This window comes from Leisingera daeponensis, assembly GCF_019801465.1.
Lineage (GTDB): Bacteria > Pseudomonadota > Alphaproteobacteria > Rhodobacterales > Rhodobacteraceae > Leisingera > Leisingera daeponensis_A.
In genome coordinates this window covers 632,562-647,699 of sequence record NZ_JAHVJA010000001.1, presented here as the reverse complement: position 1 = coordinate 647,699, position 15,138 = coordinate 632,562, and the positions used below count along the sequence as shown (strand labels likewise).

The window sequence follows — 15,138 nt, the reverse complement described above, 5'->3', positions numbered from 1 at the left end:
GGGGAAATAATGGAACGGCGGGGTGCGGGTGAGGGACAGGCATGAACCAGATTGAAGAATTGCAGGGCCGCATCCAGGCCGCGCTGGAGCGCATCAGCGCAGGCTCTGCCGCGCTGCAGGAGGCGCGCGCGGCGGACAGGGCCAAGGCGGAGGAAGCAACTGCCGAAGCCGTCAAGGCCGCTGAAGCCGCCGCTGCCGGGGCTGCCAATGCAGAACTGGAGCAGGCGCTCGACGAGGAGCGGACTGTCAACGCGCAGCTCGAGGAGCGGGTGAAGGTGCTGCATGCCCGTCTCAAGGAGGCCGAAAGCAGCGCGCCTGCCGGTTCCGCCAGCAGCGCAGATGTCGCCGCGATGGAAGCCGAATTGCAGCTGTTGCGCAACGAGGCCGGCGATCCGGCGGAGAAGCAGGCGCTGCGGGCTGAGGTCGCGCGTTTGAAAGGCGAGCTGGAAACCGCCGCGAACACTGCCGCCAGCGCCAGGGAAGCGCTGGAGGATCAGCTCACTGAAGCGCAGGCCGCCATCGAAGACCTGAAAGCTCAGCTGGATGCGGCGCAGGCCGCCGGCAGCGTGGCACCGGCCGAACAGTCCGGGGCCTTCGACATGGACGCGGAACTGGAACGCCAGAACCAGGCCCTGGTGCGGCTGGACAGCGAATTACAGCAACTGCGCCTGGCCAATGAGGAACTGCGCGCGTCCAATGCCTCCCTGCGCGAGGCGAACGCGCAAGGCCTGGGGGACGCCGGGCTGATCAATTCCGCCATGGAAGCAGAAATCGAAGGGCTGCGCGCAGCCCAGGCCAGCGATCAGGCGCAGGTCAATGCAGTGCTGGCCAAGCTGGAGCCGCTGCTGGTCACGGCCCGCAACCTGCCTGAAGGAGAGGAAGTCTGATGCCCGAAGTGACCATTCATATCGGCGGCCGCGGCTTTGAGGTCTCCTGCCAGGAGGGCGAGGAAAGCTACCTGCATTCCGCCGCCAAGATGCTGGACGATGAGGCGCAGGTGCTGTCGGACCAGATCGGCCGCATGCCCGAGGCGCGGATGCTCTTGATGGCCGGACTGATGCTGGCGGACAAGACCGCCGCCGTCGAGGACCGCATCAAAGAAGTCGAGGCGGTGCTGGCCGAGCGCGAGCAGGAGCTGGAAGCGCTGAAGAACGCCCCGCCGCCGGAGCCAGAGCGCATTGAGATCCCCGTGGTTCCGCCGCAGGTGGCGGAGAGCCTGGCCGAGCTTGCCGCCCGCACCGAGGCGCTGGCCCAGGAAATCGAGGAGCAGGCGGCGGGCTGAGCGCCTGCCCGCCAAACCTTTGCGGATAAAGGAAAAGGCGCCGCAGGGGCGCCTTTTTTGTTGCCGCGGATGGCGCCCGGGATCAGGCGTTGGCTTCGCGGATCTTATCGGCCGCTTCCTTGTTGAAGGCAATGCCGTTGGTCTCGAACAGGGCGTCCAGTTCCGACGACAGGGCCATCTCGGTGATGATGTCGCAGCCGCCCACGAATTCACCCTTCACATAGAGCTGCGGGATGGTCGGCCAGTCGGAGTATTCCTTGATGCCGGAACGGATTTCCTCATCCGCCAGCACGTTCACGTCGGTGTAATCCACACCGATGTAGTTCAGCACCGCTGCCACGCGCGAGGAGAAGCCGCACTGCGGCATTTCCTTGGTGCCTTTCATGTAGAGCACCACGTCGTTGGCTTTTACGGTTTCGTCGATGCGGGTCTTTGCGTCGGTCATTACCGAGTCCTTTTGCTTCGAAGGGCCGTCATGCAGAGACGACACAAAATCAGTTGCCACTTCCGCAGCCTTGGCGACTGCGCCAGAGCATAGCTCTTCTATCATTCAGGAGCTTTAGTCGTTAATGCCAGCGCGTGCAACTCGCCGTCGGGGCCGTCCATCTTGCCTTTCAGCGCGGCGTAGACGGCTCGCTGCTGCTGGACGCGGTTCTTCCCGCGGAAGCTTTCGTCGATGACCATGGCGGACATGTGCACGCCATCGGTGCCGCCGACCTGAATTTCCGCGTCGGGAAAGCTCTGGCGCAGCAGTTCTTCAATTTCATGGGCTTGCATAGGCATCTGGGGGGAGTCCTTTGTCTTGTTTGACAAAAATGTAAGTGCCCGCTCGGGGCTGTGCAAGCGGGATTAACCGGGGATGCGCGCGTATGGCGCAAGCGTCTCAACGAATTCCGGAAGCCCGGCCAGGGCCTCCTGCAGGCTGTCGTCCTCAAAATCCCAGATGGATGAGGGGTTGGCGGGGCAGAGCGCAGCAGTCAGGGCAGCGCAGCGGTCCTGCAGGTGGTGCGGCAGCGGCAGCGCGGCGGCCTCCTGCAGCACCAGCAGCGCCTCGTGGATCGGCCGCAGCACTCGCAGGGCATGGGTCATATGGGTGAGGAGATCGGGGTCGTCGCGCCAGGTGTCGCCGTCGAACAGCTCCTGCGTCACCCGCTGGCCGGCGCCGGCGCAGGAATAGGCGACGCAGCCGCCGAAGCCGCAGGCGGCCAAATCGCCGTGGATACTGCAGCGGAAATCCGGGGCGAGGTTGGGGCAGGGCGTGTCCGCCTCTTTGAGCAGACCGAAATCCTCATGCGCTTCAAACGGATAGGCGACGCAGCACAGGCCCGCGCAGCGGCTGCAATCCTCTGTCAGCTCTGGAAGGGTCATCGGCCGGCTCCCGGATCAAAGGAAAAGGCGGGACGGCTGTGCCATCCCGCCCTTGGTGGATTGCCTGAGGTGCCGCCCGTGAAGGGCAGCGCCCGGGCGTCAGGCCACGGCAGCGGCGAAGCTGGAGCGGAAGATCTCCTTCAGCTCGGCCAGCGGCGCTTCGGAGCCGCCGATTTTCACTGTGTCGCCGCCGAACTTGCCCACGGAGGTGATGGTCACGCCCGCCTGGCCAGCCGCCAGCATCAGCGCTTCGGCCTGGTCGAAGTTGCAGGCGATCAGGTACCGCGCCTGGTCTTCGCCGAACAGCGTCTGGGTGTCGCCTGCGTCGATCTGCACGCCGACGCCGGCCTCTTCGGCCATCTCGAACGCCGCCAGCGCCAGCCCGCCGTCGCCGAGGTCGGTGCAGGCCTTGATCAGCTCGCGGTTGGCGCGGATGAACTCGCCGTTGCGCTTCTCGGCTTCCAGGTCCACCGCCGGGGCGTCGCCGTCCTCGCGGTTGAAAACTTCGGCCAGCAGCGCCGACTGGCCGAGGTGGCCGGTGGTTTCCCCAACCAGCAGAGCGACATGGCCGTCACGGGCCTCACCGATGATCGGCTCTTCGCCCGCGGCGATCAGGCCCACGGCACCGATGGTCGGGGTCGGCAGGATACCCTTGCCGTCGGTCTCATTGTACAGCGACACGTTGCCGGAAACGATCGGCATGTCGAGCGCCGCAACCGCCTCGCCGATGCCTTTGATGGCGCCGACGAACTGGCCCATGATCTCGGGCTTTTCGGGGTTGCCGAAGTTCAGGTTGTCGGTGGTCGCCAACGGCTTGGCACCAACGGCGGTCAGGTTGCGGTAAGCCTCGGCCACGGCCTGCTTGCCGCCCTCGAACGGGTTTGCCTTGACGTAGCGCGGGGTCACGTCGGAGGTGAAGGCCAGCTTCTTGTCGGTTCCGTGCACCCGCACGATGCCGGAGCCGGCACCCGGCCGGCGCTGGGTGTCGCCCATCACCGTGGTGTCGTACTGCTCGTAAACCCACTGCTTGCCGGCATAGTTCGGCGAGGAGATCAGCGCCTTCAGGCCGTCGATCGGGTCGATGGTCGGCACGTCCGCGTCGGTCAGCGGCTCGGCGGCCGGGGTCGGCACCCAGGGGCGGTCGTATTCCGGCGCGGTCGAGGACAGCTTGGACAGGACCAGATCGGCTTTCACTTCGCCGTTGTGCATGATCAGGAAGCGGTCCTCGGCAATGGTTTCGCCGACAATGGCGAAGTCGAGGTCCCACTTTTCGAACACCGCGCGCGCCTCGGCTTCCAGCTCCGGCTTCAGCACCATCAGCATCCGCTCCTGGGACTCAGACAGCATCATCTCGTAGGCGGTCATGTTCTCTTCGCGCTGCGGCACCTTTTCCAGGTCCAGGCGCACGCCCAGCTTGCCCTTGTCGCCCATTTCCACGGCCGAGCAGGTGAGGCCCGCTGCGCCCATGTCCTGGATCGAGATCACCGCGCCGGTCTGCATCAGCTCCAGCGTGGCTTCCATCAGGCGCTTTTCGGTGAAGGGGTCGCCGACCTGAACGGTGGGGCGTTTTTCCTCGATGGTGTCGTCGAATTCTGCAGACGCCATGGTGGCACCGCCAACGCCGTCACGCCCCGTTTTGGCGCCAAGGTACACAACCGGCATCCCGACGCCCGATGCGGCGGAGTAGAAGATCGAGTCGGTGCGCGCGAGGCCGGCCGCAAAGGCATTCACCAGGCAGTTGCCGTTATAGGCGGGGTGGAAGCGGACTTCGCCGCCCGCGCAAGGCACGCCAAAGCAGTTGCCGTAGCCGCCGATGCCCTCAACCACGCCGTTGACCAGCTGGCGGGTCTTGGGGTGGGACGGTTCGCCGAAGGACAGCGAGTTCATCGAGGCGATGGGCCGCGCGCCCATTGTGAAGACGTCGCGCAGAATGCCGCCGACCCCGGTTGCCGCGCCCTGGTAGGGTTCGATGTAGGAGGGGTGGTTGTGGCTTTCCATTTTGAAAACAACGGCATCGCCGTCGCCGATGTCCACGATGCCCGCGTTTTCACCGGGGCCGCAGATCACCTGCGGGCCGTCGGTCGGAAGGGTGCGCAGCCATTTCTTGGAGGACTTGTAGGAGCAGTGCTCGTTCCACATGGCCGAGAAGATCCCCAGCTCAGTGAACGTCGGCTCCCGCCCGATGATTTCGAGGATCAGATCGTATTCCTCGGGCTTCAGCCCGTGGTTTGCAATCAGTTCAGGCGTGATGGCGGGTTCCTGCATCCGTAAACGTCCCCAATGGCTGCGATTGCGCGCCTTTTAGAGCAAGCTTTGCCATTGGGAAAGAGGGGTTGCGCAATCGGGCGAAGGCAACTTGGCCGCAGGGCCGCAAACACCGGTTATGCCCGGTCCCCTGCGCCGGAGCCGCTGTCCGGCGGATGGCATCGAACTGTCATCGTCTGCCCTTGCTTTCGGTGGCGGCGGCCTGATCCTCGGCCGCCTGCTGCTGCACGGCGCTGCCGGCGGCGGCGGCGACCGCAGCCCTTTCGGTGTCGTTCAGCTGGTCGGCGTCCTCCAGCCCCGGAATCGCCACCCGCACTTCACGGCGGGCAAAGTCGATGCCGTTCTCGGCGAAGGCGGCCTTGACGCGGTTGTAGATCTCCTTGCGGATGGTGAATTGGGTGCCCGGCTTGGCCATGAACTTGCCGCGGATGATCATGCCGACATCGTCAAAGTCAAAGACGCCCTGGCTTTTGAACGGCTGCAGGAAATCGTCCTTATAAAGCTCATCCTCCATCATCGAGGCGCCGATCTTCTTGAAGATCTTCTTCACCTTGTTGGGATCGGTATCGAACGGCACCGTGAAGCGCAGTTTCATGATGACCCAGTCGCGGCTGTAGTTGGTCAGCTTGGGGATCTCGCCGTAGGGGATGGTGTTGACCGGCCCGCGGTGGTGGCGCAGCTGCATCGAGCGGATGGAGATCTTCTCGACCGTGCCGCGGGTGCCCTCGACCTCGACATACTCGCCGACCCGAAAGGCATCGTCGACCAGGAAGAAGATGCCGGACACCACGTCCGATACCAGCTTCTGCGCGCCAAAGCCGATGGCAAGGCCCAGGATCCCGGCACCGGCCAGCAGCGGCGTGATGTCGATGCCCAGCGCCCCCACCGCCAGCAGGCCGAAAATGACGGCAATGGCGACCTGCGCGGTGACCAGCAGCAGCGGCAGCACCGTGGCCAGCCGCGAACCGCCCGCGCCGCCGCCTTCTCCGCCGGCCTCTGCCCCGCCGCCGGCTGTCTGCTCCTTGGCGAGCCTGCGGTTGATCCACAGCGACACGCCTTCATAGACGACGTAACCGACAGCGAGGGTCATCAGGAAACCGATAATATTGTCCGCCACGCCTTCCGCGCCCGAGGCAATGGCCATCAGGTCGACATCCCAGGCATTGGAAATGATCAACAGCACGACACCCGCCACCAGCACCCGGCCGATCCTGATGTAGCTGCGCTTGGTCGATCTGTAGGCTTGCGCCGCCAGTCTGCCCCCGCCGGACATCGGCGGGACCAGATGCTTGACCAGCCCGCGGATGGCGGTGTCCAGCGCCGGTGCCGCCAGCAGCCAGAACATGGTGATGTAATGGGCGCCGTGGACCAGCTGCGCCGTCTTGCCCAGGCCGGCCAGCGTTCCGACCACCACCCAGGTCAGGGCAGCAACCGCCATCGCGAAGTAAGGGTAATACTGCGCCGCCGCCTCATCATAGCGGGTCCGGTCCGGATCGGTGCCGCGCATCATGTCGGTCAGGCCTTCGCGCGCGGTCCAGGCGATCCAGATGATGTAGACGTAGACCAGGCTGTCGAGCCAGTAAGCCAGGCGGATGGTTTCCGGCGCGACGCCGTTGGCGGCGTTGAACCGGACCGAGAAGATGGTCAGCCCGGCAAGAAAGATAAGGCCGATGGTGTGAATGTGCAGAAAATCGGCCCAGCGGTCGCTGGCATTGACCAGCCTGCGGTCCGGCCTTTCCGGTGCCATGATGAAGCGGGAAACCGCCGCACCGACGCGCGGAAGCCAGATCAGGTAGGTGACAAACGGCGCCGCGAAAAGCAGCATCTGGCTGTCCAGCACGGCACGGCCCACCGCGCGGATCACGATGTAAAAGACCACCAGGCCGAAGATCTCGCGCAGGAAACGCCGGCCGAGAAAGCTCAGCGCGCCGGCCAGCGTGTCGGCCTGGCCGCTGACGGCCTCCAGGTTGCGCCAGCGGGCAATCAGCTTGCGCACGGCAAATTCCGCGGCCAGGCCGGCGGCAAGCGTCAGGGCGATCAGCCCGAACATTGCCAGCACTCCGCCGATGCCGCCGTGTTTCCGGACGAAATTTGAAATGGCGCGAGCCTGCCCGGCGGGGAGCGCGGGCAGCTTGCGCACCGCATCGGTGACCGGCAGCGTGAAGGCCGTCCACAGTTGTACGGCCCGGCCTGTCAGAGTGGCAGGCGGAGCGGCTGCCTCCTGACCGGCTGCCACGGCATCCAGCCGCTCCAGCAGCAAGGCCCGGACCTGGTCGTCGGACATACGTGCAACCATCTCATGTATGGCGTCTGCCGTCAGAGGGTCCGGCAGGGCAGGCGCCGCGCCGGTTTGCGCGGCTGCCGGCGTTTGCCAGGCGGTTCCCAGAACAAGAACCGTCAAGAAAACGCTGAAAATCCGGGCGAAGTGCTGAAATAAGGACGTCATCGGAACCTCCTGCGCCAAAAATCAAGGCCGGGTACGGGTGAACACTGGCCCAGTTGACCCGATGAGTTGTATTCAGGTCAAAGAAAAACAGGACTGCTCCGCAGGGCGCAGATCCGCGCCGCACTTGAACAGGCAGGCGTTCGGCCAAAAAAAAGGCCGAGCACTAAGCTCGGCCGAAGTCCAACAGGGAGGTATGAAGGAGGGGCTGTGCCGCCGCCTTCATGAGGTTCATTTAGGGCGCGTGCCCCGGCCCTTCAAGAGGATTAACGCTAAATGACCGTCAATGCTGCTATGCGGTTTTTGCATGGCTCTGGAAGCGTGCGGCGGCCATGGGAAATCCGTGACGGTGCAACCGACCCGGACGGGGAAACAGGACCTCTTGCACCCGGCGGGCGCTCAGAGCTTGCCAAGCTCCTTCATGTGCTTGCGGTGAGCCATGATCTCCGACTGCACAAAGTCGCGGAAGGCGCCGACTCTTTGGGAATGGCGCAGCTCCTCCGGGTAGGCGAGGTAGACGGGAACCTCGTTCAGTACCTCTTCCGGCAGCAGTTCGACCAGCTGCGGGAATTCCTCTGTCACATAGTCCGGCAGAATGCCGATGCCGAGGTTATGAATGACCCCTTGCAGCACCCCGAAGTAATTGTTGACGGTCAGCAGCGATCCCGGATCCTGCGCCATCAGCTTCTTGCCCAGCACAGCCGCGGAGCCGACCTGGGCCGACCTCTGGTTCTGACAGATCAGCCGGTGCTGGGAAATGTCCGCGGCGGTTTCCAGCGTTCCGTGCTTCTCCAGATACGCCGGCGTTGCATAAAGCCCCATCCGCACCGTCATCAGGCGCTTGCGCACCAGATCAGCCTGGCTCGGCTCCTTCATGCGGATCGCCACGTCGGCTTCCCGCATCGGCAGGTCGAGCACCCGTTCCTCCAGCATCAGGTCGATCTTGAGGTTGGGATACTGTTCATAGAGTTTCGTCAGCCGCGGTGCCAGCCACAGGGTGCCGAAGCCGACTGTCGTCGTGACGCGCAGCTCCCCGAATACTTCTTCCTCGCTGTCGCGGATGCGCGCAGAGGCCGCCTCCAGCCGTGCTGACATCGATTGCGTGGCGTCAAACAGCAGTTCGCCCTGCTCGGTCAGAATCAGTCCGCGGGCATGCCGGTGGAAAAGCGTCGCATTCAAACTCTCCTCGAGGGCGCGAATCTGCCGGCTGACCGCGGACTGGGACAAATTCAGCTTGTCACCCGCATGGGTCAGGCTGCCCGCATCGGCCACCGCGTGAAATATTCTGAGCTTATCCCAATCCATACACGTTACTTTCTGTCCGTTCGGGGCCGACTATATGAAATCTTAGTTATGTATCAGTTTTCACGGCGCAAGCGAGGAAAAAACAAAAAAATACGGCTATTCAGGTCAGCAATTATGACCTATTCTTGAGAGCAGAAAGTGCAAGCTAATCCCGGTTGAGGAGGCCAAGATGAGCACGCCGAAAATCTCACTCAATGACAAGTATGACCTCACCAAATCGCCGGTGCTGCTGAATGGCACCCAGGCGCTGGTGCGGCTGATGCTGATGCAGAAGCACCGCGACATGGCGGCGGGCCTAAATACCGCGGGGCTTGTCACCGGCTACCGCGGTTCGCCCCTGGGGGCAGTGGACCTGCAGATGTCCCGCGCAGAAAAGCAGCTAAAGGCGGCGGATGTCACCTTCCAGTACGGCCTGAACGAGGACCTTGCCGTCACCGCCCTCTGGGGCGCGCAGCAGGCCGAAGTGCGCGGCGAAGGCAAATACGACGGCGTCTTCGGCCTGTGGTACGGCAAGGGGCCGGGCGTGGACCGCTCCGGCGACGCGATCCGCCACGCCAATATGGCGGGCTCCTCCAAATACGGCGGCGTGCTGCTGGCAATGGGCGACGACCACACCGGCGAAAGCTCCACCGTGCTGCACCAGTCGGAATGGTCGCTGCTGGACTGCTACCTGCCGATCGTCAGCCCCGCTGGGGTGCAGGAGATCCTGGACTACGGCATCTACGGCTACGCGCTCAGCCGCTTCTCGGGCCTTTGGGTGGGCCTCAAGACCATGAAGGACACCATCGAGGTGACGTCGGTCGTCGACGCCCGCCCGGAGCGGATCCAGCTGGTCGAGCCTGAGTTCGACATGCCGGCCGATGGCCTCAACATCCGCCTGGACGATGACCGGTTCCGTCAGGAAAACCGCATCATCGACTACAAGCGCTTTGCGGCGGAGGCCTTCAGCCACGCCAACAAGATGGACAAGCGCATGTGGGGCAAGCCCGGCGCCAGGATCGGCTTTGTCGCCGCGGGCAAGAACTGGCTCGACCTGGTGCACGCGCTGAAGCTTCTGAACATCGACGAGAACATGGCCGAACGTCTGGGCATCACCACCTACAAGGTGGGCCAGACCTGGCCGATGGACATGAAGGGCTTCCACGACTGGGCCGAAGAGCTGGACCTGATCGTCGTGGTCGAGGAAAAGCGCAAGCTGATCGAGATCCAGATCAAGGAGGCAATCTTCGACGACCGTCAGGGCCGCCGCGTCTACGGCTGGTACAAGGGCGGCGCCGGCGGCATGCACCGCGAGGAGCTGTTCCCGACCAAATATGCGCTCGACCCGATCATGATCGCCGAGAAGCTGGGCGGCATCCTGATCGAGGAGGGCCGCGAGACCGAAGCGATCCGGGCCGGGCTGGAAGCGCTGGCGGAGGCCCGGCGCGCCGACAATGCCGAGGAAATCGCAACCCGGCTGCCGTATTTCTGTTCCGGCTGCCCGCACAATACCTCCACCCGCCTGCCGGACGGCTCCCGCGCCTATGCCGGCATCGGCTGCCACTTCATGGTGCAGTGGATGGACCGCGAAACCACCGGCTTCACCCACATGGGCGGCGAGGGCGTCAACTGGGTCGGCGAGGCGCCGTTCTCCAAGCGCAAGCATGTGTTCCAGAACCTGGGCGACGGCACCTACAACCACTCCGGCGTTCAGGCGATCCGCGCGGCGCTCGCCGAAGGCACCAACATCACCTACAAGATCCTCTACAATGACGCGGTGGCGATGACCGGCGGCCAGCAGGCCGAGGGCGGGCTGACCGCGCAGCAGATCGCGCATGAGCTGAAGGCGATGGGCGTCAAGACCATGGCCGTGGTCTATGACGACAAGGAAGACGTGGACGCCTCCCTGTTCCCGTCCGGCATGCGCATGCACGAGCGCGCCGAGATGATGAAGATCCAGCGCGAATTCGAGCAGGTCGAAGGCGTCTCCGCCATCATCTACATCCAGACCTGCGCCGCCGAAAAGCGCCGCCGCCGCAAGAAGGGCCAGTTCCCGGACCCGGACCAGCGGGTTTTCATCAACACCGACGTCTGCGAAGGCTGCGGCGATTGCGGCGTGCAGTCCAACTGCGTCTCGATCGTGCCCAAGGACACCGAACTGGGCCGCAAGCGGGCCATCGACCAGTCCTCCTGTAACAAGGACTTCTCCTGCCTGAATGGCTTCTGCCCGTCCTTCGTGACCGTCGAAGGGGCCAAGATCCGCAAGGAGGCAACCGCGGACATCGACCTGCCGCAGCTTCCGATGCCGGAGCTGCCGGAAATCCGCGGCACCCATAACGTCGTGATCACCGGCGTCGGCGGCACCGGCGTGGTGACCATCGGCGCGGTGCTGGCACAGGCGGCGCAGATCGACGGCAAGGGCGCCGGGCTGATGGAAATGGCCGGCCTCGCCCAGAAGGGCGGCGCGGTGCACATCCACTGCCGGATCGCCGACAAGCCCGAGGACATCTCGGCGATCCGCGTCGCCACCGGCGAAGCGCATGCGCTGATCGGCGGCGACCTGGTGGTCAGCGCCGGATCCAAGACCCTGGGCCTGACCACCACCGGCCAGACCGGCGCGGTTGTGAACAGCCACGAGATCATCACCGGCGAATTCACCAAGAATACCGAGTTCAAGGTGCCGACGGACCGGCTGGAAGTGGCCCTGCAGGCGCGGCTGCGTGACCGGCTGGACCTGTTCGACGCCTCCGAACTGGCCCGCGCCACCATGGGTGACTCGATTTTCTCCAACATGATGGTGTTCGGCGGCGCCTGGCAGAAGGGCCTGGTGCCTGTCAGCCGTGAGGCCATCGAACAAGCGATCGAGATGAACGGCGCGGCAGTGGAGCGAAACAAGCGCGCCTTCGACATCGGCCGCTGGGCCGTGCTGCATCCGGAAGAAGCGGCCAAGCTGATCCAGCCCAATGTGGTTGAGAAGCCGAAGTCGCTGGACGAAAAAATCGCCTTCCGCGCCGATCATCTGGTGGCCTATCAGGGCAAAGGGCTGGCCAAGCGTTACACCAGAATGCTGGAAGGCATCAGCGACCCGGCCCTGAAAGAAGCGGTGGCCAAGGGCTATCACAAGCTTCTTGCCTACAAGGACGAGTACGAAGTCGCCCGGCTGCTGCTGGAAAGCCGCGCCAAGGCAGAGGCCGAGTTCGAGGGCGACCTCAAGCTGTCCTACCACCTGGCGCCGCCGATGCTGAGCGGCACCGATCCCGACGGCCGCCCGAAAAAGCGCAAGTTCGGGGCGGGCATCGAGCGCGGCTTCCGCCTGCTGGCCAGGCTGAAGTCCCTGCGCGGCACGCCGCTCGACGTCTTCGGCTACACAGAAGAGCGCAGGATGGAGCGCGCGCTGATCAAGCAGTACGAGGCGGACATGAAGGAATGGCTGCCGCAGGCCGCGCCGGAGAACATCGAGCCCCTGCTGGCGTTGGCCGAACTGCCGCTGCAGATCCGCGGATTCGGCCCGGTCAAACTGGCCAATGAGCGGAAAGCCGCCAAGCGCCGCGAGGAGCTGCTAGCAGCCCTCCGCCAAGGCGGAACGCCGCTTAAGCAGGCAGCCGAGTAAACAGGGCAGGGCGGAGCACTCCCGCCCGCCTTGCGCCTTTCACGGAAAGGCCCAATGCCGTTGGGCCGGGCGTCGCGCAACTGCGCGGCGCTTTCCGCTTCCCGGTTGCGGCCTGGCAGCGCGGACCCGGCCAGACGGATGCTTTCCTTCCGGGCATATTGAAATTTCCAATTATTTGCCAACGCGTTACTCTCGGGCGGAAAGCCGCCGGGGGACGCCTTTGCGCGCCCGGCAGAGGGAACCCCGTATATTGCTCCTGCGTTTATTCCTTGCCGGCTTAGTCACCCCCGTGCAAGGCGGCGAACTCAAAAGGAGACAACTTATGCGTACTCTCATCAAACAGATTGCGCTTGTGTCCGTCCTCACAAGCGCCCCTGCAATTGCATTGTCACAGACCGCAGAGCCGGCCGAAGAACCGGAGACTTCCGGTCAGGCCGGCCTGGAAACCGGTGCCGTGGAGCCGACAATTGCCCCCATCGAAGGGCAGATCATCCTGCAGAGCGAGAATACAATCCTCGCCAAGGATCTGATCGGGCGGACCGTGTTCTCCCACGAAGGCGAAGTGGCCGGCGACATCAATGATATGATCATCAACTTTGACGGCACGGTGGAAGGCGTGGTTGTCGGCGTTGGCGGCTTCCTGGGGATCGGCGAGAAAGAGGTCGCCATTGAACTGAAAAAGATCAAGCTCGGCAGCCGGGACGACGGCAGCATGCTTCTGATTCTGAACGCCACCCGCGAAGAGCTTGAGGCCTCGCCGGAATTCAAATCTGCGCGCGATCAGAAGATCGAGTTCCAAACCGAAACCTCCATGCAGAATCTGGAAGACGGACTGCCGCCGGCCACCGAGCCTGAGGAATAACGCGGCCCCTGCAACCGGCCCGCAGACCTGTTGCGGCAGCGCCCGGGTGGTCCGGGCGCTGCCTGCATCTTGCCGACCCGCAGCGCCGGCGGCGTCCTGCCCGGTCCGGTGAACGGCGCAGCCTGTTCCGTCATGCTGCTGTCACAGGCGTGTTGCACTATGCGCTTCCGGCCTGATACCGCCGGTGTGTATTTCAGACGGAGCCTCCCCCAGATGCACGCGCAGCGCCACATAGCCCGCGATATCTCCTATGCGCATTCAGCCTCCACCCGTTCCGGCCGGGCGGTGATCAGGCTGATGGAAAACACCACCGGACGGCTGAAACTGATCCGCCGCGCCGTCGGCTATGAGCAGGAGGTGGCCGCCGGCCGCAGCTTCTGGTCGGTGATGGCGGAGCGCTATGGCCTGACGCTTGACGTGATCGGCGGCGCGCTCAGCAACATTCCGCGGGACACGCCGGTGATCCTGATCGCCAACCACCCCTATGGCATCCTCGACGGGCTGATGATGGGGCATATCCTGTCCGAGGCGCGCGGCGATTTCCGCATCCTGGCGCATCAGGTGTTCCGCAAGGCTGAGGATCTGAACCAGGTTATCCTGCCGATCTCCTTTGACGGCACCAAGGAAGCCGTGCGCACCAATCTGAACACCCGCAAGGAGGCGCTCAGCTATCTGGGGCAGGGCGGGGCCATCGGCATCTTCCCCGGCGGCACCGTATCCACCGCCGCCAGCCCCTTTGCCCGCCCGATGGATCCGGGCTGGCGCGGCTTTACCGCGCGGATGATCGCCAAATCCGACGCCGTGGTGGTGCCGGTGTTCTTTGACGGCCACACCTCCCGCCTGTTCCAGATCGCCAGCCACCTGCACGTCACGCTGCGGATGGGGCTTCTGATCAAGGAATTTCGCAAACGGATCGACACGCCGGTAAAGGTGGTGATCGGCGAGCCAATCGGCCGCGGCGTTCTTGACCCGCTGGCGGGTGATACAAAAGCACTTATGGATTTCTTGCGCAAAGCGACGTATGAGCTTTCTCCAGTACCGCTCAAATCCTACGGTTACGGGTTTGAGTTCGAAGAGAAACACCGCGCGTGAGAGAGCTTAATGGCTGTTGGCATCTTTGATTCAGGCCTGGGCGGGCTGACCGTCCTGAACGCGGCGCAGCAGCGCCTGCCGGAAGTGGATTTCCTCTATTACGGCGACAACGCGCGCGCGCCCTACGGCGTGCGCGATGCCGAAGATGTCTATCAGCTGACCAAGGCGGCCGTCGCCGATATGTGGGACAAGGGCTGCGACCTGGTGATCCTTGCCTGCAACACCGCCTCGGCCGCCGCGCTGCGCCGGATGCAGGAGGGCGGATTGCCCCAGGGCAAGCGGGTGCTGGGCGTTTTCGTGCCGCTGATCGAAGCGCTGACCGAACGGCAGTGGGGCGACAATTCGCCGCCGCGGGAAGTCGCCGTGCAGCACGTCGCGCTTTTTGCCACCCCCGCCACGGTCGCCAGCCGTGCCTTCCAGCGGGAACTGGCCTTCCGCGCCATCGGCGTCGATGTCGAGGCGCAGGCCTGCGGCGGCGTCGTGGACGCGATCGAGGAGGGCGACATGATCCTGGCCGAGGCGCTGGTGCGCTCCCACGTCGACGCGCTGAAGCGCAAGATGCCGCACCCGGAGGCCGCGATCCTCGGCTGCACCCATTACCCGCTGATGGAGCAGACCTTCCAGGACGCCTTGGGCCCGGAGGTCAAGGTGTTCAGCCAGGGGCGGCTGGTGGCTGACAGTCTGGCGGACTACCTGCAGCGCCATCCCGGAATGTACGGAAACGGCGCCGGCGGGTTCTTTACCACCGGCAACCCGGGCCGCGTCAGCGACCGCGCGACCCAGTTTCTCCGACGGGAAATCACCTTTCAGGCGGCCTGAGCGCGATCGCCCCGGAACCTTGTTCTAGGTCAAAGTGCGCGGGCGCAGTTTTCCCTATTTCTCTCCGCAGATGGCTGCGGAACCGGCATATCACATCGAAAGACGAGGTCTCA

Annotated in this window: 12 protein-coding genes; 6 read left to right on the top strand and 6 right to left on the bottom strand. The window is 64.3% G+C overall.

The annotated features are described in order from the left end of the window. Positions 1-41 precede the first annotated feature (41 nt). The gene (locus tag KUV26_RS03125; RefSeq protein ID WP_222507269.1) at positions 42-887 is read left to right on the top strand and encodes a colicin transporter; all 846 of its coding nucleotides are present in this window, start codon (positions 42-44) and stop codon (positions 885-887) included. Continuing rightward, a complete protein-coding gene (locus tag KUV26_RS03120; RefSeq protein WP_222503154.1) occupies positions 887-1,282 on the top strand; it encodes a cell division protein ZapA in 396 nt (131 codons plus the stop codon). The genes KUV26_RS03125 and KUV26_RS03120 overlap by 1 nt, the downstream gene beginning before the upstream one ends. Positions 1,283-1,364: 82 nt before the next feature. Here the strand turns inward: KUV26_RS03120 and grxD are convergent, their stop codons facing one another. The 6 genes from grxD to KUV26_RS03090 form a co-directional block, all read right to left on the bottom strand. Then, positions 1,365-1,727 carry a Grx4 family monothiol glutaredoxin gene (gene grxD, locus KUV26_RS03115; RefSeq protein WP_222503155.1) on the bottom strand — a complete coding sequence of 121 codons (363 nt, stop codon included), beginning with the start codon at positions 1,725-1,727 and terminating at the stop codon, positions 1,365-1,367. Positions 1,728-1,828: 101 nt separating this feature from the next. Then, positions 1,829-2,065 (bottom strand): BolA/IbaG family iron-sulfur metabolism protein, encoded by a 237-nt coding sequence (locus KUV26_RS03110; protein WP_222503156.1) that lies wholly within the window; start codon positions 2,063-2,065, stop codon positions 1,829-1,831. A 66-nt stretch (positions 2,066-2,131) separates the two neighbouring features. Further along, positions 2,132-2,650 (bottom strand): hypothetical protein, encoded by a 519-nt coding sequence (locus KUV26_RS03105; protein WP_222503157.1) that lies wholly within the window; start codon positions 2,648-2,650, stop codon positions 2,132-2,134. A gap of 99 nt (positions 2,651-2,749) precedes the next feature. Next, a complete protein-coding gene (purL, locus tag KUV26_RS03100) occupies positions 2,750-4,915 on the bottom strand; it encodes a phosphoribosylformylglycinamidine synthase subunit PurL (protein ID WP_222507268.1) in 2,166 nt (721 codons plus the stop codon). A gap of 169 nt (positions 4,916-5,084) precedes the next feature. Continuing rightward, positions 5,085-7,211 carry a mechanosensitive ion channel family protein gene (locus tag KUV26_RS03095; RefSeq protein WP_261399711.1) on the bottom strand — a complete coding sequence of 709 codons (2,127 nt, stop codon included), beginning with the start codon at positions 7,209-7,211 and terminating at the stop codon, positions 5,085-5,087. A gap of 546 nt (positions 7,212-7,757) precedes the next feature. Further along, a complete protein-coding gene (locus KUV26_RS03090; protein ID WP_222503160.1) occupies positions 7,758-8,663 on the bottom strand; it encodes a LysR family transcriptional regulator in 906 nt (301 codons plus the stop codon). Between the two features lie 169 nt (positions 8,664-8,832). Between KUV26_RS03090 and KUV26_RS03085 the strand changes: the two genes are divergently transcribed. The 4 genes from KUV26_RS03085 (at position 8,833) to murI (ending at position 15,025) form a co-directional block, all read left to right on the top strand. Continuing rightward, positions 8,833-12,252 carry an indolepyruvate ferredoxin oxidoreductase family protein gene (locus KUV26_RS03085; protein WP_222507266.1) on the top strand — a complete coding sequence of 1,140 codons (3,420 nt, stop codon included), beginning with the start codon at positions 8,833-8,835 and terminating at the stop codon, positions 12,250-12,252. Positions 12,253-12,574: 322 nt separating this feature from the next. Further along, on the top strand, positions 12,575-13,114 hold the full coding sequence (locus tag KUV26_RS03080) for a PRC-barrel domain-containing protein (RefSeq protein ID WP_222507265.1): 540 nt from the start codon (positions 12,575-12,577) through the stop codon (positions 13,112-13,114). A gap of 213 nt (positions 13,115-13,327) precedes the next feature. Next, positions 13,328-14,206, top strand: a complete 879-nt coding sequence (locus KUV26_RS03075) for a lysophospholipid acyltransferase family protein (RefSeq protein ID WP_222507264.1) — start codon at positions 13,328-13,330, stop codon at positions 14,204-14,206. Between the two features lie 9 nt (positions 14,207-14,215). Further along, positions 14,216-15,025, top strand: coding sequence for a glutamate racemase (murI, locus tag KUV26_RS03070; RefSeq protein WP_222507263.1), 810 nt, complete (start codon positions 14,216-14,218; stop codon positions 15,023-15,025). Positions 15,026-15,138 lie beyond the last annotated feature (113 nt).